Origin of the sequence: Mesorhizobium mediterraneum (genome assembly GCF_002284565.1) — a bacterium.
In the GTDB taxonomy this organism is placed as follows: Bacteria; Pseudomonadota; Alphaproteobacteria; order Rhizobiales; family Rhizobiaceae; genus Mesorhizobium; species Mesorhizobium mediterraneum.
The window spans coordinates 102,655-126,711 of the sequence record NZ_NPKI01000012.1; the positions used below are offsets into that span (position 1 = coordinate 102,655).

Annotated in this window: 17 protein-coding genes; 15 read left to right on the forward strand and 2 right to left on the reverse strand. The window is 63.5% G+C overall.

The window, feature by feature from the left end:
- Positions 1-94: 94 nt before the first annotated feature.
- The 7 genes from CIT25_RS08420 (at position 95) to CIT25_RS08450 (ending at position 9,293) form a co-directional block, all read left to right on the forward strand.
- The gene (locus CIT25_RS08420) at positions 95-1,189 is read left to right on the forward strand and encodes an ABC transporter ATP-binding protein (protein ID WP_095484101.1); all 1,095 of its coding nucleotides are present in this window, start codon (positions 95-97) and stop codon (positions 1,187-1,189) included.
- A complete protein-coding gene (locus tag CIT25_RS08425; protein ID WP_095484102.1) occupies positions 1,189-2,109 on the forward strand; it encodes an ABC transporter permease in 921 nt (306 codons plus the stop codon). Before CIT25_RS08420 ends, CIT25_RS08425 begins: the two co-directional genes overlap by 1 nt.
- On the forward strand, positions 2,102-2,908 hold the full coding sequence (locus CIT25_RS08430) for an ABC transporter permease (RefSeq protein ID WP_095484242.1): 807 nt from the start codon (positions 2,102-2,104) through the stop codon (positions 2,906-2,908). Before CIT25_RS08425 ends, CIT25_RS08430 begins: the two co-directional genes overlap by 8 nt.
- A 25-nt stretch (positions 2,909-2,933) precedes the next feature.
- Positions 2,934-3,968 carry an ABC transporter substrate-binding protein gene (locus CIT25_RS08435; RefSeq protein WP_095484103.1) on the forward strand — a complete coding sequence of 345 codons (1,035 nt, stop codon included), beginning with the start codon at positions 2,934-2,936 and terminating at the stop codon, positions 3,966-3,968.
- Positions 3,969-4,074: 106 nt separating this feature from the next.
- Positions 4,075-5,502, forward strand: a complete 1,428-nt coding sequence (locus CIT25_RS08440; RefSeq protein WP_095484104.1) for an amidase — start codon at positions 4,075-4,077, stop codon at positions 5,500-5,502.
- 70 nt (positions 5,503-5,572) lie between these two features.
- Entirely contained in the window at positions 5,573-6,769 is a 1,197-nt protein-coding gene (locus tag CIT25_RS08445) for a serine hydrolase domain-containing protein (RefSeq protein WP_095484105.1), read from the forward strand.
- Positions 6,770-6,980: 211 nt separating this feature from the next.
- Positions 6,981-9,293, forward strand: a complete 2,313-nt coding sequence (locus CIT25_RS08450) for a Tex family protein (protein WP_095484243.1) — start codon at positions 6,981-6,983, stop codon at positions 9,291-9,293.
- Here the strand turns inward: CIT25_RS08450 and CIT25_RS08455 are convergent, their stop codons facing one another.
- Positions 9,294-10,190 carry a LysR family transcriptional regulator gene (locus CIT25_RS08455; protein ID WP_095484106.1) on the reverse strand — a complete coding sequence of 299 codons (897 nt, stop codon included), beginning with the start codon at positions 10,188-10,190 and terminating at the stop codon, positions 9,294-9,296. It abuts the gene before it with no gap.
- Between the two features lie 108 nt (positions 10,191-10,298).
- Here CIT25_RS08455 and CIT25_RS08460 point away from each other — a divergent pair, with 108 nt between their 5' ends.
- The 8 genes from CIT25_RS08460 (at position 10,299) to amaB (ending at position 22,969) form a co-directional block, all read left to right on the forward strand.
- A complete protein-coding gene (locus tag CIT25_RS08460; protein WP_095484107.1) occupies positions 10,299-11,489 on the forward strand; it encodes an acyl-CoA dehydrogenase in 1,191 nt (396 codons plus the stop codon).
- A 110-nt stretch (positions 11,490-11,599) separates the two neighbouring features.
- The gene (locus CIT25_RS08465) at positions 11,600-14,977 is read left to right on the forward strand and encodes a transglutaminase family protein (protein ID WP_095484108.1); all 3,378 of its coding nucleotides are present in this window, start codon (positions 11,600-11,602) and stop codon (positions 14,975-14,977) included.
- Between the two features lie 6 nt (positions 14,978-14,983).
- Positions 14,984-17,386 carry a circularly permuted type 2 ATP-grasp protein gene (locus CIT25_RS08470; RefSeq protein ID WP_095484109.1) on the forward strand — a complete coding sequence of 801 codons (2,403 nt, stop codon included), beginning with the start codon at positions 14,984-14,986 and terminating at the stop codon, positions 17,384-17,386.
- A gap of 2 nt (positions 17,387-17,388) precedes the next feature.
- On the forward strand, positions 17,389-18,273 hold the full coding sequence (locus CIT25_RS08475; RefSeq protein WP_095484110.1) for a transglutaminase family protein: 885 nt from the start codon (positions 17,389-17,391) through the stop codon (positions 18,271-18,273).
- Between the two features lie 147 nt (positions 18,274-18,420).
- Positions 18,421-19,521 carry a DNA topoisomerase IB gene (locus CIT25_RS08480; RefSeq protein ID WP_095484244.1) on the forward strand — a complete coding sequence of 367 codons (1,101 nt, stop codon included), beginning with the start codon at positions 18,421-18,423 and terminating at the stop codon, positions 19,519-19,521.
- A 111-nt stretch (positions 19,522-19,632) separates the two neighbouring features.
- Positions 19,633-20,007 (forward strand): YciI family protein, encoded by a 375-nt coding sequence (locus tag CIT25_RS08485; protein ID WP_095484111.1) that lies wholly within the window; start codon positions 19,633-19,635, stop codon positions 20,005-20,007.
- Positions 20,004-21,278, forward strand: a complete 1,275-nt coding sequence (locus tag CIT25_RS08490; protein ID WP_095484112.1) for an RNA polymerase sigma factor — start codon at positions 20,004-20,006, stop codon at positions 21,276-21,278. The genes CIT25_RS08485 and CIT25_RS08490 overlap by 4 nt, the downstream gene beginning before the upstream one ends.
- Positions 21,279-21,457: 179 nt before the next feature.
- Positions 21,458-22,969, forward strand: a complete 1,512-nt coding sequence (gene amaB, locus CIT25_RS08495) for an L-piperidine-6-carboxylate dehydrogenase (RefSeq protein WP_095484113.1) — start codon at positions 21,458-21,460, stop codon at positions 22,967-22,969.
- Between the two features lie 51 nt (positions 22,970-23,020).
- Here amaB and CIT25_RS08500 read toward each other — a convergent pair whose 3' ends face one another.
- Positions 23,021-23,890 (reverse strand): hypothetical protein, encoded by an 870-nt coding sequence (locus tag CIT25_RS08500; RefSeq protein ID WP_095484114.1) that lies wholly within the window; start codon positions 23,888-23,890, stop codon positions 23,021-23,023.
- Positions 23,891-24,057 lie beyond the last annotated feature (167 nt).

Sequence of the window (24,057 nt, forward strand, 5' to 3'; positions counted from 1 at the left end):
TTCAGATGCATGCTTGCCAAGCCACACGCCGTGTGCTGACAATCGAGTGGGAACTGGATCCGCCCTGAAGAGCGGACGCAAGAATGGGGTAATCGTGCCGGAACAACCGGGTAAAAGTGCAATTGAGGTTCGTGGCGTCCGCAAGGTATTCGGTACCGGGGAGTCACAGGTCGCCGCCCTCGACACGGTTTCGGTGTCGATCCGCGAAAATGAGTTCTTCACGCTGCTTGGTCCGTCCGGCTGCGGGAAGACGACGCTTTTAAGGCTGATTGCCGGCTTCGATTTCCCTAGCGCCGGCGAGATACTGCTGCATGGTCAGGACATCGCGCCGCTGCCGCCATTCAAGCGGCCGGTCAACACCGTGTTCCAGAACTATGCGCTGTTCCCCCATATGACGGTGGCCGAGAACATCGGCTTCGGCCTCGAAATGCTCGGCAAGCCCAAAGCCGAAGTGAAGGCGCGGGTCGCCGAGATGCTGAAGCTGGTCAAGATGGAAGCGCTCAGCGGCCGCCGCACCAGCCAGATATCGGGCGGCCAGCAGCAGCGCGTGGCGCTGGCCCGGGCGCTGGCGCCGCAGCCGAAGGTGCTGCTGCTCGACGAGCCGCTGTCGGCGCTCGACTTCAAGCTGCGCAAGGAGATGCAGATCGAGCTGAAGCGGCTGCAGCACGAGACCGGCATCACCTTCATCTTCGTCACCCACGACCAGGAAGAAGCGCTGACCATGTCGGACCGCATCGCGGTGATGTCGTCGGGCAGGATCCTGCAGGTCGGCACGCCTTGGGACATCTATGACAAGCCGGCGGAGCGCTTCGTCGCCGACTTCATCGGCGAGACCAATTTCCTGACCGCGGCCATAACAGGCATGGCCAACGGCAAGGCACGCGCAACGCTCAAATCCGGCGCGACGATCGACGCGACCGTGGCTGAGGGCTTTCAACCGAAGGACAATGCCACCGTGGTGGTCAGGCCGGAACATGCCAAGCTGACCAGCGGCAAGGGCGACCTGTCGGGCACGGTCGAAAACATCGTCTATTTCGGCACCGACACGCACATCCATGTTCGTCTGGACAGCAGCGAGGCGTTCACCGTGCGCCAGCAGAACACGCGCAGCGCCGGCTGCGGTTTCGAGCGGGGGGACAAGGTCGGCATTTCGATCGGCAACGACGCCGCACAAGTGCTGAGGGACTGATGGCGAGCGCGGAAGAAGTCGCCAAGGAAGCCGAACGCAGAGATATCCGCGATCGCTGGCTTCTGTCAGCGCCGGCACTGATCATCATCTTTCTGGCGGCGACCGGCCCCCTACTGATCGTCGTGATCTATTCGTTCCTGACGCCGGGGCCCTATGGCGACGTGGTGTGGAAATTCTCCACCGACGGCTGGCTGTCGGTGCTGATGCAGCGTGACATCTTCGACGACACGCTGGCCTTCGCCGACGCGCATCTGTCGATCTTCTGGCGTTCGGCCAAGCTGTCGTTCATGACAACGATCTTCACGCTGTTCTTTGGCTTCCCGACCGCCTATTTCATCGCCACCCGGCCCGCGCGGCAGCGCGAGATCTGGCTGTTCCTGATCACCATCCCGTTCTGGACCAATCTGCTGATCCGCACCTTCGCCATCCAGGAGGTGATCCGCAACGAGGGCATCGTCAACACGGTGCTCATCAAGCTCGGCATCATCAGCCAGCCGATCCAGATGATGTTCACCGATTTCGCGCTGATGGTCGGCATGACCTATGTCTATCTGCCGCTGATGGTGCTGCCGCTCTATGCCAGCATGGAAAAGATCGACTTCCGGCTGGTCGAGGCGGGTTACGACCTCTACGCCAACCGCTTCCAGGTGCTGAGGCGGGTCATCATCCCGCTGGTCAAGCCTGGCATCATCGCCGGCTCGATCCTCGTCTTCATCCCGGCGCTGGGCGCCTATGTCACCCCGCGCGTGCTCGGCGGTTCGAAGAATATGATGCTCGGCAATCTGATCGAGCTGCAGTTCGGGCAAGGCCGTAACTGGCCGCTCGGCTCGGCGCTGTCGATCTCGTTGATGGCGATCGTGATGGTCGCGCTGCTCTTCTATGTCCGCTCCGCCGGGCGTCAGGGCGGCACGCATGGGTAGCCGCTTCGACATCCGCCGGCAGACCGGCTTCACGGCCATCGCGATGATCTGCTTCTTCGCGCTTTACCTGCCGATCATCACGGTTGTCGTCTATGCCTTCAACGCCGGCAGTTCGATCGCGATCTGGGAAGGCGTGTCGCTGCGCTGGTTCTACCAGGCCTGGAACAACAACCAGGTTGTCGACGCCTCGATCCGGTCGCTGCAGATTGCTTCAGTCGCGGCGACTATTGCCACGATCGTCGCCACCATGGCCGCGCTTGCCACGACCCGGACGAAGCCATATCCCGGCCTCGGCTTCAAATACGCCTTCATCAACCAGCCGCTGATGGTGCCGGAAATCGTCACCGCGGTGGCGCTGCTGATCTTCTTTTCGCGCATCAAGATCTGGACCGGCTATTCGGGGCTGGGCTACCTGATGGCCGCGCATACGGCCTTTTGCATCCCCTTTGCCTATCTGCCGATCCGGGCGCGGCTTGAGAACATGGATCTGACGTTGGAGGTCGCTGCGGCCGACCTCTACGCGACACCCTGGAAGGCTTTTCGCCGCGTCACCTTTCCGCTGCTCTGGCCAGGCATCCTTGCTGGATTGATGCTGGCCTTCGTCATCTCGCTGGATGATGTCGTCATCACGGAGTTCGTCAAGTCCGGCGGCCAGGACACGTTGCCGACTTACATGCTCGGCCAGTTCCGGCGCGTTATCACGCCGGAAATAAACGCGATTTCGACGGTGTTCCTGCTGATCTCGATATTGATCGTCACCGTCTTCTTTTTCATCAGCAGGAAAAAGGATCAGGAATGATATCAGCTGTAACAGGAGAAAAACGATGAAGTGGAAACTGGCTGCGACGGCGCTCGGCGCCGCGCTCCTCGCCTCGGCGGGTATTGCCCGCGCCGATGGCGAGCTCAACATCTACAACTGGGGCAATTACACCAGCCCCGACCTCATCAAGAAATTTGAGGAAAAATACAAGGTCAAGGTGACAGTCACCGACTACGATTCCAACGACACCGCGCTCGCCAAAATCCGCCAGGGCGGCAGCGGCTTCGACATCGTGGTGCCCTCTGCGAGCTTCGTGCCGATCTGGATCGAGGAAGGGCTGCTGTTGGAGACAGAGCCTAGCAAGATGGAGAACTTCAAGAACATGGACCCGAAATGGGTCGATGTTCCCTTCGATCCAGGCCGCAAATACACCGTGCCGTGGCAATGGGGAACGACCGGCGTGACGGTCAACACCTCCGTCTACAAGGGTGACGTCAACACTTCGGCCATCTTCCTGGATCCGCCGCCGGAACTGGTCGGCAAGGTCAACGTCGTTCCCGAAATGGCCGATGTCATGCATCTCGCCATCAGATATGTCGGCGGCGAGCCCTGCACCGGCGACAAGGAGGTGCTGAAGAAGGTGCGCGATGCGCTGGTGGCGGCAAAGCCGAAATGGATCTCCATGGACTACGGCACGGTCGAGAAGTTCGCCAAGGGCGACTTCGCAGCTAGCGTCGACTGGAACGGCGCGTCCTTCCGCGCCCGCCTGCAGAACAAGGACATGGTCTATGGCTATCCGAAGGAGGGCTATCCGATCTGGATGGACAATCTTGCGGTGCTGAAGGACGCCAAGAACGTCGAAAACGCCAAATTGTTCCAGAACTTCATCATGGATCCCGAAAACGCGGCGCTGATCTCGTCTTTCGCGCGCTACGCCAACGGCATCAAGGGGTCGGAAGCCTTCATGCCTGAGGACATGAAGACGGCGCCGGAGGTCAACATCCCCGCCGAGTTCGCCGACAAGGGCAAATTCATGCTGAGCTGCGCGCCCGACGTCCAGGCGCTCTACACCAGGATATGGACCGAGCTGCAGAAGTAATCGCAGCATCGTGGGACCCGGCGGCAAGCGCCGGGTCCTCAAAGCAAAACCTTCGACAAGACCCGACGTCCGGCCTGTGGCTGGACGCAGCCGGAGTTCGCTTGGAATGACCGATCTCGATCTTTGCTACATGCCGGCAAGCGAGGCGCTCAAGCGCTTCAAGGCGAAGAAGCTCTCACCGGTCGAGCTGATGGAAGCGGTCATCGGGCGCGCCGAGGCGACGAAGGACAAGGTCAACGCTTTCACCAACACGCATTTTGACGAGGCGATGGCGCTGGCCAAGAAGGCCGAGGCGAAATACGCCAAGGGCAAGAAGACAGGCCCGCTGGAGGGCCTGCCCGTCGGCATCAAGGACGAAAGCTATATCAAGGGCAAGCCGACCACCGGCGGCTCGCTGATTATGAAGAATTTCGTTGCCGACATCAGTTCGACCATGAATGAGCGCATCATTCGAGCTGGCGGCATCGTCCATGCACGCACGGCGACGCCGGAATTCTCCTGCGCGGCCTATACATGGTCCAGGTTGTGGGGTGTCACCCGCAATCCCTGGAATCCCAAGCTCACGCCCGGAGGCTCGTCGGGCGGCTCGGCCGCATCGCTCGCATCCGGCACATCGTCGATCGCCACCGGCTCAGATATCGGCGGCTCGATCCGCATCCCGGCGTCGGCCTGCGGTATCGTCGGCTACAAGCCGCCCTATGGCCGCAACCCGGACGACCCACCGTTCAACCTCGACTTCTACTGCCACACCGGACCGCTGGCACGCACGGTCGAGGACGCGATCCTGCTGCAGAACGTCATGACCGGTCCCAGTGCTCTGGATATCGCTTCGCTCCGGCCGAAGCTAAGCCTGCCGACCAGGTTCAAGCCGATCAAGGGCTGGAAGATCGGCTATTCGATGGATCTCGGCGGCTTCGAGGTCGATCCGGAAGTGGTGAAGAACACGAAGAAAGCGCTCGACGTGTTCCGCTCACTGGGTGCGGAGGTCGAGGAGGTCGATTTAGGTTGGGGACCGGAGGTCCTGGAGGCCGGGCTCGCCTATTTGAATCATTTATTCGGTGCGTTCCTGTCGAAGCTGCTGCCCCACCACGCCGACGAGATGACGACCTACGCCCGCAAGTTCGCCGAGGAGGGAGCGGGTTCCAAGGCGACCGATTTTGTCGCCAGCCTGGAGGTGGCTGGCCGCATGTATACGACGCTTGGGCCGCTCCTCGAAAAATACAATGTGCTGATCTGCCCGACCACGGCGCTGCCGTCAGTGCCGGCCGACCATGACCAGTCGAAGGACGAAATCAGGATCAACGGCAAGCTGGTCAATCCCTCGCTTGGCTGGGTGATGACGACGCCGTTCAACATGATGAGCCGCTGTCCGGTGCTGTCGGTTCCATCCGGCCACGCGAAAAACGGCGTGCCGACCGGCATCCAGATCGTCGGCCGCACCTACAGCGACGAAGATGTGTTCCGCGCCGGCATGGCCTATGAAAAAGCAGTTGGTGGCTGGTACGGAGAAAAGGCGCGCCGGCCGAAACTATGAAGGACGGCGCGACCGCACTGAAAGCAAAAACCGTCGGGACACCGCGGGACGACATTTCCCGGAGCATAAAATGACTTCCTATCGTAACAGCGAACCGGTGCCGCCGATCATGCGGGGCTCGCCGCCCAAGATGGTGCCTCCAAAGCTCGACTGGGACAGGGGACCCTGGAACCGGTGGGCATTCCAGCACATCCGCGAAATTCTGCCGACCGTCGAAGTCTGGCGCGGCAATGGCCATCGCCGCCGGCTCGAGCGAGCCGAGGTCGATCTCGATGCGCTGCCGGTGAGCGACAGCACGGGTCAGCCTGCGACGCTGGCCGGGCTGCTCGACGAGACCTATACGGACGGGTTCCTCGTGCTCAAGGACGGCAAGATCGCCTATGAGCGCTATTTCAACGGCATGACCGACCGCACGCTGCATTTGTCGCAGTCGATGGCGAAGTCCGTCACCGCTTCGGTGTTCGGCATATTGGTCGGGCGCAGCCTGATCGACCCGGCCTTGCCGGTGACGACCTATCTGCCGGAGCTTGGCGTCACTGGCTGGGCCGGCGCCAGCGTGCAGCATGTGCTCGATATGACGAGCGGGGTGCGTTTTTCCGAGGAATATACCGACCGCTATTCCGATATCGGCCAGGTTGATGTCGCCAGCGGCTGGAAACCGGTGCCGCCGGGCAGCGATCCGGCCTTCGAGTGGCCGTCGCATATGTTCGAATTGATCCTGCGGCTCAAGGAGACAAGCCGGCCGCATGGCGCTGCCTTCGAATACCGTTCGATCGAGACCGACGTGCTCGCCTTCATCATGGAGCGGGTGACCGGCCAGCGGCTGGCGCAACTGGTTTCGGAGGAACTCTGGCAAAAGCTCGGGGCGGATGAAAGCGCCTGCTTCACCGTCGACAGCGCCGGCTATGCTATCGCCGACGGCGGCTTCAACGCCACGCTGCGCGACTACGGCCGTTTCGGCCAGCTGATCCTCGACAATGGCGGCGGTGTGGTGCCGGCCGACTGGATCGAGGCGACGCGCAGCGGCAGGCATGGACCGGACTTCAATCCCAGCCTGCCGGAAGGCGGCTATCGCAACCAGTTCTGGATCGAGGATCCGCGCTCACGCGCGCTGATGTGCCGCGGCGTGTTCGGGCAGCTGATCCATGTCGACTGGAACACGAGAATGGTCGTGGTGAAGCTTTCGAGCTATCCGGATTTCACTGACATCGCTTATTCGGTGGCGACGATGAAAGCCGTGCACGCCATCGCCGCCGCGCTGGCCTAAGTTCCAAAAAATCGGAAGAAAACGCCATGACCGGCAAGACCGCGTCCGAGACCAGATACGGGTTTGCCCGAACGGTCTGACACGGTCCAGGCAACCGCGGCATCACAGCTTTCCTGTGGACCTGTCAGGGTGATCGAAAACGCCGCGGTTGGCGGAGCGACGCTCTGCGCCTATGGTCGCCGCTCTTTTCGATAAGGACAGCAGGAACGACATGGCATCCGACATCAAGCGCATCGCAGCAATCATCGCGGCCGAGATCACTGCCCGGCCCGAACAGGCTGCGGCGGCGATCGGGCTGCTGGACGAAGGCGCGACAGTGCCGTTCGTCGCGCGCTACCGCAAGGAGGTCACCGGCGGCCTGGACGACACTCAGTTGCGCCTGCTTGCCGAGCGGCTCGCCTATCTGCGCGAGCTCAATGCGCGCCGCGACACCATCCTCGGTTCGATCCGCGAGCAAGGCAAGCTGACCGAGGAACTCGAAACCAAGATCGCTGCGGCTGCCACCAAGGCGGAACTCGAAGACATCTATTTGCCCTACAAGCCGAAGCGCCGGACCAAGGCGGAGATCGCGCGAGAGCGTGGCTTGGGACCTCTGGCCGAGGCCATCCTTGCCGACCGCGCGGCGGTGCCCGGCGAACTGGCGCTGGCTTATGTCGGCGAAGAGGTGGCCGATACCAAGGCGGCACTCGACGGCGCGCGCGACATCCTGTCCGAACAGTTCGCCGAAAATGCCGACCTGGTCGGCAGACTGCGGACCTACATGAAGGAACGGGCCTTCATGCGGTCACGCGTCCTCGACGGCAAGCAGGAGGCCGGCGCGAAATTCTCCGACTATTTCGACCATGTCGAGCGCTGGGCCAACGTGCCGAGCCATCGCGCGCTGGCGATGCTGCGCGGCCGCAATGAAGAGGTGCTGTCGCTCGACATCGAAGTCGATGCCGACGACGCGTCGCCGGTGAAGCCGGTCGAACGGATGATTGCCGATGCCTATGCCATCGGCCGCCAGTTGCCGGGCGACCGCTGGTTGATGGAGGTTGCCGGCTGGACCTGGCGCATAAAGCTGTCGCTGCATCTGACGCTCGATTTGATGCGCGATCTGCGCGAGCGGGCCGAGGAAGAGGCGATCCATGTCTTCGCCCGCAACCTGAAGGACTTGCTGCTCGCGGCACCCGCCGGCTCGCGCGCCACGATGGGGCTCGATCCCGGCATCCGCACCGGGGTCAAGGTGGCGGTGGTGGACGGCACCGGCAAGCTGCTGGCGACGACGACGGTCTATCCGTTCCCGCCGAAGAACGACGTGCGAGGCACGCAGGCCGAACTGGCGAAGCTCATCCGCTTGCACAAGCTCGAGTTGATTTCCATCGGCAACGGCACCGGCAGCCGTGAGACCGAAAGGCTGGTCGCCGACATGCTGGCCGACATGCCTGCTGATTCCGGGCCGAAGCCGCTGAAGGTGATCGTCAGCGAGGCGGGTGCTTCGGTCTATTCCGCCTCGGCGACGGCGGCGGCGGAATTTCCCGGCCTCGACGTGTCGCTGCGCGGCGCGGTGTCGATCGCGCGGCGACTGCAGGATCCGCTCGCCGAACTGGTCAAGATCGAGCCAAAGTCGATCGGCGTCGGCCAGTATCAGCACGATGTCGACCAGTACCGGCTCGGCCGCTCGCTGGAAGCGGTGGTCGAGGACGCGGTCAATGCCGTCGGCGTCGATCTCAACACCGCCTCGGCGCCGCTTCTGGCGCGGGTTTCGGGTCTTGGCACATCGCTGGCCGAAGCCATCATCGCGCATCGCGATGCGACCGGCCCTTTCGCCAGCCGTCGTGACCTGCTGAAGGTCTCTCGCCTTGGACCCCGCGCGTTCGAGCAATGCGCCGGCTTCCTGCGAATTTCCAACGGCACCGAACCGCTCGATGCCTCGGCCGTGCATCCGGAAGCCTATGGCGTGGCGAAAAAGATCGTCGCCGCCTGTGGGCGCGACCTCCGCTCGCTGATGGGCGACAGTGCCGCCCTCAAGGCGCTTGATCCGCGGGTTTTCGTCGATGAACGCTTCGGCCTGCCGACGGTCCGCGATATACTGGCAGAACTGGAAAAACCCGGCCGCGATCCGCGACCAGGTTTCAAGACCGCGACCTTCGCCGACGGCGTCGACGACATCAAGGATTTGAAGCCTGGAATGCTGCTGGAAGGAACCGTCACCAATGTCGCGGCGTTCGGCGCTTTCATCGATATCGGTGTGCACCAGGACGGGTTGGTGCACGTCTCGCAACTGGCCGACCGTTTCGTCAAGGACGCGCATGAGGTGGTAAAAGCCGGCGACGTGGTCAAGGTGCGTGTTGTCGACATCGACATCAAGCGTAAGCGCATCGGCCTGTCGATGCGTAGGGATGGCGAGGGCGGTCCACCGAAGCCGCGCGACAACGGCAACAGACCGGTGCCGCGAGCGCCGACGCCGCAGCGTCAGCCAGAGCGGCCGGCGCAACAGGGCGCATTCGGTGCCGCATTGGCCGATGCGCTGAAGCGGAAGTAGCTACTTCTCCGGCGGTACATGGCCCAGCAGCCAGTCGCGAAAACTGGCGACCGGCGGATGGCCGCGTTTGTCGTGCGGCACGACGAGGTAATAGGCGCTGCGGCTTTGCATCGGCCGGCCCGGCGCCGGCACCAACTGGCCGCGCTGCAACTCGCCTGAGATGAGGACCTGCGGCAGCAGCGCGACGCCAAGCCCGGCCATGCAGGCCTGGGCGGCGGTGCCGAACTGCTCGAACTGCATGCCCGGTCCAGTCGGTGCGCTCAAACCCTGATGCTCGAACCACTCGGTCCATGCGCCGGGCCGCGTCGCCATATGCAGCAGCGGCAGGCGGCCGATATCGGCAGGCGTGGCAATAGCGCGGCCGGTGAGAAAGTCAGGCGAAACCACGGGCATCACCGTCTCGCGCACCAGCAGCGTCGAGTCGGCATCCGGCCAGTCGGGCAGGCCGAAATGGATGGCGGCGTCGAGCCTCTCGCGGGCGAAGTCGAAGCGGCCGATACGAGTGACGAAATTGATGGTGATGTCGGGATTGTTTTCGACGAAATCCGGGATGAGCGGCATCAGCCAGCGTGTGCCGAAGGTCGGCAGGATGGCGAGGTTCAAGATGCCACTATGCCGATTGCTCATCAATCCAAGGGCCGCGTCGCGCAATTGACCTAGGGCGGCGCGCACCGCTTCGGCATAAATCTCGCCTGCCGTCGACAGCCGGACATTGCGGCTGTCGCGTTCGAACAGCCGACGGCCGAACTGGTCCTCCAACAACGCGATCTGCCGGCTTACAGCACCCTGAGTCAGATCGAGCTCGCGGGCGGCGGCGGTGAAAGAGCCGAGGCGCGCCACAGCCTCGAAGGCGGTAAGGGCGCCGATGTTAGGCAAAAGGCGGCGCTGGACGTTCATGATCCATTACTAACGCTCATTGATTGGTGATGCAATTTCGTTTGATTTTTTTTAAGCGGGGGTCGATAAGCCGGGCACTTCAAGATTTTGTTCTGGGAACCGAGAGCCATGGCCGCCGATAAGAACGCATTCGTCTGGGACGATCCTTTCCTGATCGAGGACCAGCTTTCGGAAGACGAGCGGATGGTGCGCGATGGCGCGGCGGCATTCGCTGCCGACAAGCTCGCTCCCAGGATCGAGGAAGCCTATCTCGAGGAAAAGACCGACGCCGGCATCTTTCGCGAGATGGGCGAGGCGGGTCTGCTCGGCATCACCATCCCCGAGGAATATGGCGGGCTCGGCGCCAACTATGTCACCTATGGGCTGGTGGCGCGGGAAGTCGAGCGCATCGACTCGGGCTATCGCTCGATGATGAGCGTGCAGTCGTCGCTGGTGATGTATCCGATCCATGCCTATGGCTCGGAGGCCCAACGCAAGAAATACCTGCCGAAGCTCGCCAGCGGCGAATGGATCGGCTGCTTCGGCCTGACCGAGCCGGATGCCGGTTCCGACCCGGGCGGCATGAAGACGCGCGCCGAAAAGACCGCGAACGGCTACAAGATCTCCGGCTCGAAAATGTGGATTTCCAACGCGCCGATCGCCGACGTCTTTGTCGTTTGGGCGAAATCGGCTGCGCATGACAACGAGATTCGCGGCTTCGTGCTGGAGAAGGGCATGAAGGGGCTGTCGGCGCCGAAGATCGGCGGCAAGCTGTCGCTGCGAGCCTCGATCACCGGCGAAGTGGTGATGGAAGGCGTCGAGGTCGGCGAAGACGCGCTGCTGCCCAATGTGTCGGGCCTGAAGGGGCCATTCGGCTGTCTCAACCGGGCGCGCTACGGCATCTCCTGGGGCGCGATGGGTGCAGCGGAAGATTGCTGGCACCGGGCCCGCCAATACGGCCTCGACCGCAAGCAGTTCGGCAAGCCGCTGGCCGGGACGCAGCTTTTCCAGAAAAAACTCGCCGACATGCAGACCGAGATCGCTCTGGGGCTGCAGGGCAGCTTGCGGGTCGGGCGGTTGATGGACGAAGGCAAGATGGCGCCGGAGATGATCTCGATCGTCAAGCGCAACAATTGCGGCAAGGCGCTCGACATTGCCCGCCAGGCCCGCGACATGCATGGCGGCAACGGCATCCAGATCGGTTACCACGTCATGCGCCACGCGCAGAACCTTGAAACGGTCAACACCTATGAGGGCACGCATGACGTGCATGCGCTGATCCTCGGGCGGGCGCAGACCGGGTTGCAGGCGTTTTTCTGAGCCGGCAACTGTCGCTTAAATTAGGTGCACCGCAACATCTGCTTGGAGAATGCCCGCCTGATGTGTCAGGGTTCGGCGAATTCGTTTGAAACGCCGACTTTCGGGGCACCATGGCAATTCTGGCAGCCGTCTACCACCTGACCCATTACAAATATGACCGGCCGGTCGTCCTTGGCCCCCAGGTCATCAGGCTGCAGCCGGCGCCGCATTCCCGCACCAAGGTGCTCAGTCATTCGCTGAAGGTCGAGCCCGCAAACCATTTCGTCAATCTGCAGCAAGACCCCTACGGCAATTTCCTCGCCCGCTTCGTGTTTCCTGAGCCGGTGACGGAGCTGAAGATCGAGGTCGACCTCGTCGCCGACATGACGGTCTATAATCCGTTCGATTTCTTCGTCGAGCCGTCGGCCGAAATCTTTCCGTTCGAGTACCCAGAAGAGATCCGCGACGATCTCGCCATCTACCGGACGCCGGAGCCGGCTGGACCGCTGCTGTCGGCGTTCCTGCAGACCATCGTGCGACACCCAACCAACACCGTCAATTTCGTCGTCGACCTCAATGCGCGGCTGCAGCGCGAGATCGCCTATATCGTGCGCATGGAAACCGGTGTCTTCTCACCCGAGGAAACGCTGGCCGCCGCCAAGGGATCCTGCCGCGATACGAGCTGGCTGCTGGTGCAGATCCTAAGAAACCTCGGCCTCGCGGCGCGCTTCGTTTCCGGCTACCTGATCCAGCTGAAGCCCGACCTCGTCGCGCTTGACGGGCCGCCCGGCACTGCCGTTGATTTCACCGATCTCCATGCCTGGTGCGAGGTCTATCTGCCGGGGGCCGGCTGGATCGGCTTCGACCCGACCTCCGGCCTGCTCACCGGCGAAAGCCATGTGCCGCTCGCCGCAACGCCGCATTTCCGCAACGCCGCGCCCATTTCCGGCATGGCGAGCTTCGCCAATGTCGAATTCGGCTTCGACATGCGGGTCGATCGCATCGCCGAGCACCCGCGCATCACCAAGCCATTCTCCGACGAAAGCTGGCTGGCGCTCGATGCCCTGGGCGTCCAGGTCGACGCCGCGCTCGAGGCCGGGGACGTGCGGCTGACCATGGGCGGCGAGCCGACCTTCGTGTCGATCGACGATTTCGAGGCGGAGGAGTGGAACACCGCCGCCGTCGGCCCGACAAAACGTGAGAAGGCCGATGCGCTGATCCGCCGGCTGCGTGAGCGTTTCGCGCCCGGCGGCTTCCTGCATTACGGTCAGGGCAAGTGGTATCCGGGCGAAAGTCTGCCGCGCTGGACATTCTCGCTCTACTGGCGCACCGACGGCGAGCCGGTGTGGAGCGACCCGTCGCTGATCGCACGGGAAAACAGCGAAGCAGATGTCGGACCGAAGCAGGCTGAAAGCCTGCTGACGACGATTGCCGATGAACTCGGCATCGACAAGACCATGGTCAGCGAAGCCTATGAGGACCCGGCCGAGTGGCTGCTCAAGGAAGGCAAGCTGCCCGACAATGTCGACCCGTCCAATTCGAAGCTGGAAGACCCGGAAGAGCGCAGCCGCCTGGCAAAAGTGTTCGAACGCGGCCTGACCAAGCCGTCGGGCTACGTGCTGCCGGTCCAGCGCTGGAACAGCCAGGCGTCGGGGCCGCGTTGGCGTTCGGAGAAATGGAAGACACGGCGCGGCAAGCTGTTCCTGGTGCCGGGCGATTCGCCGGTCGGCTACCGCCTGCCGCTCGGCACGCTGCCCCATGTACCGCCGGCGCAGTTCCCCTACATCGTGCCGGTCGATCCTTCGCTGCCGCGTGGACCACTGCCGGCGCGCCAGGCTATTTTGCCTGAGGCCGCTCCGTTGCCGGACGCTGCCCCGGCCGAATTGGAAGGCGCCGACGAAATGGCGCGCCGCCAGCATGCGGCGTCCTTCACCGCCGCGACCGGCCAGCAGGACCGTGTCGAACAGGAGATCACCGAGATCGGCGGCGCGGTGCGCACCGCGCTGTCGGTCGAGCCGCGCGACGGACGGCTTTGTGTGTTCATGCCGCCGGTCGAGGCGCTGGAAGATTATCTCGAACTGGTCGCGGCGGCCGAGAACGCGGCAAAGGCTATCGGCCTGCCGGTGCATATCGAGGGCTACGGCCCGCCGCACGATCCGCGCCTCAACGTCATCCGTGTGGCTCCGGATCCCGGTGTCATCGAGGTGAATATCCATCCGGCTGCGAACTGGCAGGACTGCGTGGCGACGACCACAGCGATCTACGAGGAGGCGCGGCAGACACGGCTTGGCGCCGACAAGTTCATGATCGACGGGCGCCACACCGGCACAGGCGGCGGCAACCATGTCGTCGTCGGCGGCGCGACGCCCAACGACAGCCCGTTCCTGCGCCGTCCGGATCTGCTGAAAAGCCTTGTCCTGCAATGGCAGCGCCGCCCGTCGCTGTCCTATCTGTTTTCGGGCCTGTTCATCGGCCCGACCAGCCAGGCGCCGCGCTTCGACGAGGCGCGCCACGATTCGCTCTACGAGCTCGAGATCGCGATGGCGCAGGTGCCGCATCCAGACAAGGGCAATGCGCCATTGCCGTGGTTGGTCGACCGGCTGTTCCGAAATCTTCTGACCGATGTGACGGGGAACACCCACCGTTCGGAAATTTGCATCGACAAGCTGTTTTCGCCCGACGGCCCGACCGGCCGGCTGGGGCTGGTCGAATTCCGCGGCTTCGAGATGCCGCCCAATGCGCGCATGAGCCTCGCGCAGCAATTGCTGGTGCGCGCCATCATCGCCCGCGCCTGGAAAAACCCGCTCGACGGCCGCTTCGTGCGCTGGGGCACGTCGCTGCATGACCGTTTCATGCTGCCGCACTATGTCTGGGCTGACTTTCTAGACGTGCTGGACGACCTCAAGCTGAACGGCTTTGAATTCCGCCCCGAATGGTTTGACGCGCAGCTCGAATTCCGCTTTCCGTTCTGCGGCGAGGTCCAGTATGCCGGTGTCAAGCTGGAGCTGCGGCAAGCGCTGGAGCCGTGGCATGTCATGGGCGAGCAGGGCGCCATCGGCGGGACCGTGCGCTTTGTCGATTCTTCGGTCGAGCGGCTGCAGGTGAAGACGGAAGGGCTCAACCCGGAGCGTCATGCCGTCGTCTGCAACGGCCGTATCGTGCCAATGAAGGTGACCGACACCAGAGAGATCGCGGTGGCGGGCGTCCGCTTCAAGGCATGGCAGCCGGCATCGGGCCTGCATCCAGCGCTGCCAGTCAACACGCCGCTGGTCTTCGACATCTACGATCGGTGGTCGGGCCGGGCGGTCGGCGGCTGCGTCTACCATGTCGCGCATCCCGGCGGGCGCAGCTACGACACCTTCCCGGTCAACGGCAACGAAGCGGAGGCGCGGCGGCTCGCCCGCTTCGAGCCGCGCGGCCATACGCCGTCCGGCTACGTGCTGCGCGACGAACAAGCCTCTGAGGATTTCCCGATGACCCTTGACCTGCGGCGGCCTGCAAGACTCTGATCAGCCATGGCAAAGGGGAATCACAGGAAAATACGCGGCAGACCGCATAACCTGCTGGAGCACTACCAGCCGATCGACGGTGTCGTCGACGAGATGGTCGACGCATCAGGCAATCCTCGTCCGGTCTGGAAGGACTTCATCGAGGCACTGGAAGAGCTGGGGCCTGAAAAGCTCGCCCAGCGCTTCGCTCGCGCCGACCAGTATCTGCGCGACGCCGGTGTCTATTACCGCGTCTACGACAAGGCCGGCGCCAATGAGCGCGAATGGCCGTTGGCGCATGTGCCCCTGCTGATCGAGGAGCAGGAATGGGCTGCGATCAGTGCCGGCCTGGTTCAGCGGGCGGAGCTGTTCGAGGAAACGATCGCCGACATCTATGGGCCGAACCGGCTGGTCGAGAAAGGCATTTTGCCGGCGGGGCTGATCGCCGCCAGCCCGGAATATTTGCGGCCGGTCGTCGGCACCAGGCCGGCCAGCGGCCATTTCCTGCACTTCTGCGCCTTCGAGCTCGGCCGTGGACCGGACGGCCGCTGGTGGGTGCTCGGCGACCGCACGCAGGCGCCGTCGGGTGCCGGCTTTGCGCTGGAAAACCGCGTCGCCACCACGCGCGCGCTGTCCGACATCTATGGCGAGATGCATGTGCACCGTCTTGCCGGCTTCTTCCGCCGCTTTCGCGATGCGCTGAACGGCATGGCCAAGGTATCAGGCGGCCGTGTCGCCATCCTGACGCCGGGGCCGCTCAACGAAACCTATTACGAACATGCCTATATCGCCCGCTATCTCGGCATCATGCTGCTCGAAGGCGAGGATCTGACCGTCTCCGGCGGCCGGCTCATGGTACGCACCGTTTCGGGACTGATGCCGGTCAGCGTGCTCTGGCGACGGCTCGACGCCGCCTTCGCCGATCCGCTGGAGTTGCGGCCGGAGTCGCAGATCGGCACGCCAGGGCTGGTCGAGGCGATCCGCCGGGGAGCCGTTTCGGCCGTCAACGCGCTCGGCTCCGGGCTGATGGAAACGCGGGCGATGTCCGCCTTCCTGCCGAAGATTTCGCGCGAATTGCGCAACGAGGAGCTTCTGCTGCCGAGCGTCGCGACATGGTGGTGCGGCCGGGACACGGACCGTGACCATGTGCTGGCTAACCTCGACCACATGGTGATCGGTCCGGCGCTGTCGACGCGGCTTGCCTTCGAGGATGACGATTGCACCAGGCTGGGCTCGGCGCTGGTTGCCGGGGAGCGGGCCGAGCTGATAGCCCAGATCGAACGCGGCGGTGGCGACTTCGTCGGACAGGAAGCGGTAACGCTTTCGACCACGCCGGTCTATGTCGGCGGCTGGCTGGAGCCGCGGCCAGCAAGCCTGCGCGTCTATCTGGCGCGAACGCCCGAAGGCTGGACGGTGATGCCCGGTGGTTTTGCCCGTGTCGGCTTTTCGCTCGACCCGACGGCAATCGCCATGCAGCGCGGCGGCCAGGCGGCGGATGTGTGGGTGGTCAGCGACAGACCGGTTGAGCGCGAGACGCTGCTGCCGCAGGAGCACGACAGCTTCACCCGCACCTTGCCGGGCAGCCTGCCCAGCCGCGCGGCGGAAAACCTGACATGGCTCGGCCGCTACATCGAGCGATCGGAAGACACGGTGCGCATCCTGCGCGCCTATCACGTGCGGCTGGCCGAGGCCTCCGACCCGGACATGCCGCTGCTTGCCGATATCAGAGACTATCTCGAACCGTTCGGCATCGACGTCGCGACGGCGATCCCGCCGGGGCTGATCGGCACGCTGGACAGCGCCGTCTACAGCGCCGGACAGATCCGCGACCGCTTCTCGCCCGATGGCTGGCTGGCGCTGAAGGATCTGTCGAAGACCATTCATCAATTCGCGACAACGGTGGCGCCGGGCGATGACGCGACGCGGGCGATGACGGTCATCCTGCGCAAGCTCGCCGGGTTTTCGGGCCTGCTGCATGAGAATATGTACCGCTTCACCGGCTGGCGCTTCCTGGAGATCGGCCGGCGGTTGGAACGCGGCATCCAGATCGCCCGCACGCTCGCCCGATTGACCAGGGCTGCGGCGCCGGATGGCGCGCTCGACATGATGCTGGAGATCGGCGACAGCGTCATGACCCACCGGCGGCAGTATCCGGTGCAGGCCGGCCGGCGCACGGTGATCGATCTCCTGGTGCTCGATCCGCTCAACCCGCGCTCCATCCTGTTCCAGCTCGAGCGGCTGAAGGCCGAAATCGCGCTGTTGCCTGCTGTCGGTGAGGGGCATATGTCGCCAGCGGCGAAGGAGATCCTGCAACTCAACACGGCAATCGCCATCAAGGAGCCCTCGGACATGACGGCCAAGGCCCTGGACGATCTCGCCACCGAGATCGGCGGCCTCTACAACAGCCTCGCCAAAGCCTATTTCGGGTGAGCATGCTCTACGACATCAGGCTCAATCTGCGTTACGACTATGATGCGGCGGCTGGCGGCGGCCGCCATCAGGTGCGCGTGCTGCCGCCGACGATTTCGGGCGTGCAGCGCGTGATCGCCGCTTCGCTGTCCTTCGCGCCGGCGCCGAGCGAACGCTCCGACTTTTCCGATTTCTTTGGCAACAATGTCACGTCGATCGCCTTTCGCGATGCCCATGATGCGCTCGACATCAGGATGAGCGCGCGCGTCGCCGTCTCGCGGCCGGAGCCTGGGCTTGATGTGTCGCCCGACATTCGCCGGCTGCGCGAGGAACTCGACGCGGTGCGGTCGCTGTCGCCCGGATCGCCGCATCATTTCCTGGCCGCCAGCGATCACGCGGGCATCGACGCTGCGATCACGGCCTACGCGCGCGGCAGTGCCGGCAGCTCGGCTGTCAGCACTGCGGTGGACCTGTGCAACCGCGTTCATCGCGATTTCACCTATGATGGCGAGGCGACCACGGTGCAGACCCGGGCGAGCGATGCCTTCGACCTGAGGCGGGGCGTCTGCCAGGATTTTTCGCACATCATGATCGCCGGCCTACGCGGCCTCGGTATTCCCGCCGGTTATGTCAGCGGGTTCCTGCGCACCATTCCGCCGCGTGGCAAACCGCGGCTCGAAGGGGCCGACGCCATGCATGCCTGGGTCAAGGTGTGGTGTGGGCGCGACACCGGATGGCAGGAATTCGATCCGACCAACGGCATGCGGGCAAGCAACGACCATATCACCGTCGGCCATGGCCGCGACTATTCGGATGTAGCGCCGATCGTCGGCGTCCTGAAGACGACGGGAGGGCAGGTCGGCGAGCAAGCAGTCGACGTCATTCCGGTCGTGCTTGAAAAGGCATGACGGCAAGCGAGGCCACACTCGATCTTGAACATCGGCAGAAGGCTGCTTCTCGAACGCGGATGTGGTGAGCCTGGTATCTTTGTGGAAGCCATGGCGGAACCAGCGGCCGATCCGTCGCTTATCTACGGGAAATTCCGTGGAGAGGACATGCTGGACAAATCCGGGTCGTCGCCTGGCCGGTCGGCTAGCAGGAAGGTTGCTCCAGGGGCGCCGACAAATGGGTCGCAAGCCTCTGCCGATCGAGCCTCACTCACCTACATCACTGACGCCGAGCCCGGTATCCGCCGTCTGAGGGTTGGCAAGGGATTTTCATACAAAGGGCCTGACGGGCAGGGCGTCGACGAGGACACTTTGGCCCGCATCAAGGCGCTCGCCATTCCACCGGCGTGGACAGATGTGTGGATTTCGCCCGTTGCTGACGGTCACATACAGGCGACCGGCCGGGACCAGCGCGGACGCAAGCAATATCGCTACCATGCGCTATGGGCGGAGGAGCGTGACGGCGTCAAATATTCGAGCCTGGTTGCCTTTGCAGAAATCCTGCCCGAGCTGCGACGCCAGATCGATGCCGATCTGCGCCGTCACGGCCTGCCGCTGGAGCGGGTTGTCGCCGCTGTGGTCTGGCTGCTCGACAATACGATGATCCGCGTCGGCAATTCCGCCTACGCTCGCGACAACAACAGCTTTGGGCTGACCACGCTGCGCGACCGTCATGTCGACATCAATGGCTCGAGCCTGCGTTTCGCTTTCAAAGGCAAGTCCGGCAAGGAATGGAAGCTAAAGCTCGCCGATCGCCGGATCGCCAGGATCGTGCGCGGGGCCCAGGATCTGCCGGGCCAGAAGCTGTTCCAGTATCTCGACGAGGACGGAAGCAGGCGACCGATCCGCTCCGACGACGTCAACCGCTACATCAGGGAGATGGCAGGGGCCGATTTCAGCTCCAAGCATTTCCGAACCTGGGGCGGCACCATCCATGCTGCGTCGCTGTTTGCGCAAACCGAACGACCCGAAAGCCAGGCACAACAGAAGCGGGTGATGAACGGCCTCATCGACAAGGTCGCCGAGCGGCTGGGCAACACGCGCGCCATCTGCCGCAGATGCTATATCCACCCGCAAGTTTTCGATGCCTGGTCCGAAGGACGGCTGCTCACCGAAATAGCGGATGCGAACAAGCGGAAACGATCGATACCCGGTCTCGATGACGAAGAGGCTCTCGTACTGAGATGGCTGAAGGCGCAGGAAAGCTGAACCGGACAGAGCAGCCGCAGTTTCGTGATCCGTGCAGGGCGTAATTTTTTGTCGACGTCATGTCGGGATAGGTCCTAGTGTTTCGTCCTTTGACAGAGAAAAGGACCACCCATGCTCTACGCGATCCTCTGCTATGCCTCCGAAGACGTCGTCTGCTCCTGGAGCAAGGAACAAGATGACGCTGTCATGGAAAAACTCCTGGGCGTGCAGGAAAAATACGCTCAGGCGGGCCGGCTTGGCCCGGTGGCGCGGCTGCTGCCGACGACCGCTGCGACAACGCTGCGGAAGGTCAAGGGCGAAGCGGTCGTCATCGACGGCCCGTTTGCCGAAACCAAGGAACAATTCCTCGGCTTCTACACGCTCGAATGCGCCGATCTCGACGAGGCCGTCGACTTTGCGCGCGAGCTTTCCGAGGTCAACCCGAGCGGCGGCTCTTACGAGATACGGCCGGTTTCGCTCTTCAATCCCGCCAAGGTTTCCGCATGACCGACCTTACCTGGATCAGCACGGCGATCAGCACCGCCCGCCCACAGGCGATGGGCGCGCTGCTGCGCTACTTCCGCGATCTCGATGCGGCGGAGGAAGCTTTCCAGGACGCTTGCCTGCGAGCTCTGAAGAACTGGCCGACAAACGGCCCGCCGCGCGATCCGGCAGCCTGGCTGATCTTTGTCGGGCGCAACAGCGGCATCGACGCGGTGCGCAAGCGCGCCAAGCAGGCGCCGCTGCCAGAGGAAGACCAGATCTCCGATCTGGAGGATGCCGAGACCGACATCGCCGAACGGCTCGACGGCGCGCACTACCGCGACGACATCTTGCGGTTGCTGTTCATCTGCTGTCATCCCGACCTGCCGGCGACGCAGCAGATCGCTGTGGCATTGCGCATCGTCTCCGGCCTGAGCGTCAAGCAGATCGCCCGCGCCTTCCTCGTCGGCGAAAGCGCCATGGAGCAGCGCATCACCCGCGCCAAGGCGCGTATTGCGGATGCCGGCGTGCCATTCGAGACGCCCGGTGCGGTCGAGCGCTCGGAACGGCTCGCCGCCGTCGCCGCCATGGTCTATCTGATCTTCAACGAAGGCTATTCGACCAACAGCGGTGAGGCTCCCGCCCGCGCCCCGCTTTGCGAAGAGGCGATCCGGCTGGCCAGGCTGCTGCTGCGGCTGTTCCAGACCGAGCCGGAGATCATGGGCCTGACGGCGCTGCTGCTGCTCCAGCATGCGCGTGCGCCGGCGCGCTTCGACGAGAGCGGCGAGATCGTGCTGCTCGAGGACCAGGACCGCAGCCTGTGGAGCCGCAAGATGATCGACGAGGGGCTAGCGCTGGTCGACAAGGCATTGCGCCACCAGAAGCCCGGTCCCTACCAGGTGCAGGCGGCGATCGCTGCCCTGCATGCGCGGGCGGCAAGGCCAGAGGATACGGACTGGAACGAGATCGACCTGCTCTATAGCCTGCTTGAACAGATGCAGCCGTCGCCGGTGGTGACGCTCAATCGCGCCGTCGCGGTCGCCAAGGTGCGCGGGCCGGAAGCGGCACTTGCCATGATCGAGCCGCTGGAACAGAGGCTTTCCGGCTATTTCCATTTCTTCGGCCTCAAGGGCGGCCTGTTGATGCAGCTTGGTCGTGGCGAGGAGGCGCGCATCGCCTTCGACCGTGCCATCGCGCTTGCCAACACGGCAGCCGAGGCCGCGCATATCCGCATGCATATCGACCGGTTGATGAAGGAAGGCGCCGCGCGGGGAACCGCGCAGACAGCGCGCTGAACGACTCGCTGGTTCAACGGTCCGACCTTGGCTTAGACCATGCCGGGGTGGAGATTTTTCCCTGAAACGAGTAATGCCACGCCTTGACAGCGCCTGATGTGCCGATCGGCACAGGGACGGCATGGCACAAGGCTTTAACCGACGCCACATGAGCGACGGCATCTGGAAAGGGACAGAGAATGACGATTGCGAAGGAAACAGCCGGGCTACTGGCGAAACTGGGTGTTGCCGAGGCCGCGCTTTCGGGCGGTGATCTAATCGTGCGCAGCCCGGTCACGGGCGAGCAGATTGCCGCGCTGAAGACGATCTCGCCGGCCGATGCGGCAAAGACCATCGACAAGGCCCATATGGCCTTCCAGGCGTGGCGTCTGGTGCCAGGGCCGAAACGCGGCGAACTGGTGCGGCTGCTCGGCGAGGAACTGCGCGCACACAAGGCCGAGCTTGGCCGGCTGGTGTCGATCGAGGTCGGCAAGATCCCGTCCGAAGGGCTCGGCGAAGTGCAGGAGATGATCGACATCTGCGATTTCGCCGTCGGCCTCTCCCGGCAATTGTACGGCTTGACCATCGCCACCGAGCGTCCGGGTCATCGCATGATGGAGACCTGGCATCCGCTGGGCGTCGTCGGCGTCATCTCCGCTTTCAATTTCCCGGTCGCGGTGTGGTCGTGGAACGCAGCGCTGGCGCTGGTTTGCGGCGACGCGGTGGTGTGGAAGCCGTCGGAAAAGACGCCGCTGACGGCGCTCGCCTGCGAGGCGATCTTCAAGCGTGCGGCAGAACGTTTCGGCGATGCTCCGGAAGGCCTGACGTCGGTGCTGATCGGCGACCGCGCTGTCGGCGAAATCCTGGTCGATCATCCCAAGGTGCCGCTGGTTTCGGCCACCGGCTCGACCCGCATGGGCAGGGATGTCGGTCCGCGGCTGGCGAAGCGCTTTGCCCGCGCCGTGCTGGAGCTCGGCGGCAACAATGCCGGCATCGTCTGCCCGACGGCCGATCTCGACATGGCCTTGCGCGCCATCGCCTTCGGCGCCATGGGCACGGCCGGCCAGCGCTGCACGACGCTGCGGCGCCTGTTCGTGCATGAAAGCATCTATGATGCCTTGGTTCCGCGCCTGAAGAAGGCCTATGAAAGCGTCTCGGTCGGCAATCCGCTGGAGACATCAGCGCTGGTCGGACCGTTGATCGACAAGGCAGCATATGATGCCATGCAGAAGGCATTGCAGGAGGCGGCTTCGCAAGGCGGCAAGGTGACCGGCGGCACACGGGTGGAGAACGGCCATCCCGACGCCTATTACGTGCATCCGGCGCTGGTCGAGATGCCCAAGCAGGTCTCACCGGTTACCGAAGAAACCTTCGCGCCGATCCTCTATGTGATGAAGTACTCGGATTTCGACGCCGTGCTCGACGAGCACAATGCGGTCGGCGCGGGGCTGTCGTCGTCGATCTTCACCCGCGACTTGCAGGAATCCGAGCGCTTCCTCGGCGTCGACGGGTCCGACTGCGGTATCGCCAACGTCAACATAGGCACATCGGGGGCTGAGATCGGTGGTGCCTTCGGTGGCGAGAAGGAGACCGGCGGCGGCCGCGAGAGCGGCTCAGATGCTTGGAAGGCTTACATGCGGCGCGCCACCAACACGGTGAACTATTCGAAAGCGCTGCCGCTGGCCCAAGGCGTATCCTTCGACATCGACTGAGAACTCCGATCGTGGCGGTCGCAATGGCCGCCACGATCGCCATGTTGCTCTCTATTCCGGGGTTCCTGGATTGTGAAAGCAATTCTGGAAGGCCGCATCGATGATCGCGAGCTTCACGGCCTGGGCGGTCATGTATTCCTGATAGAAATGGTTCGACACCCACATGACCGAATGGCCCCGCTGACCCAGCCAGCCGATGCTGCCGAGGTTTTCGGCGTCGCGCAATTTGCGTGAAAGATGGGTGCGGGAAAGCTTGAGCCAGTTTGCGAAGTCTCCGATCGAGACAATGCCGGTCGGAATTCGGTCGAGGCCGGCATGGTCGGGATCGACGCCGGACATCAGCCAATCCATGACGACGCCGCCGTTGTTAAGCCAGGTGAACAGGGAAAAGGTCTGTTTCGGCTCGCGCACGGCGTGGGACGAAAGCAGGCCATCCGCCACCAGCGGCTGCAATCTGGCAAGCGCGTCCGGTCTCGCGGCGAATGTGGTCAGTCGACTTCCGCCGTCGAGACTATCCAGCGTTCTCAGATGGGCAAAGACCCATCCGGCGAGCGTTTCCAGAGTGGTCGCAGCCGGCTGCAGGGGGCGGACCCTTCTGTCTCTATTCGTCGACAGATCACGAATGAAATTGTAGTGCAGCATCTCCTTTATGAAAGCGTCGGCGGTGTTGCGGCTGGCCACCGAACAGCGGTGTATCATGTCGATAAAACGTGTGGTCGTCAGTCCGGTGCGATCGTCATGTGGTTGCCGTCTGAAGTGCAAGGCAAGACCGATGTGAGCCATCAGCCAGCGCTGCTGCGTAGCGAACACGGAAGCGAGCCGCGGGTTGGCTTCGTAGGCCTGGAGCAGCATCTGCGACTGAGCCCGAACTGACCGACGAAATGCCGGACGGCAGGCAATATCTTCCAAGTTTAGCGCCATCCTCGCCGAGCCCAATCAAGCCTTCCAATGGCGAACACCGATCACGGCTTCAGCCTTCACGGCTATGTCCAGAGGCTGGCGGATAACTGCCATATAGCGCAAAAAGTTGCCAACCGTTATGGCTGTCACGCTAAAACTGATACGCGGGCCGTGAGCACTTTTAATCG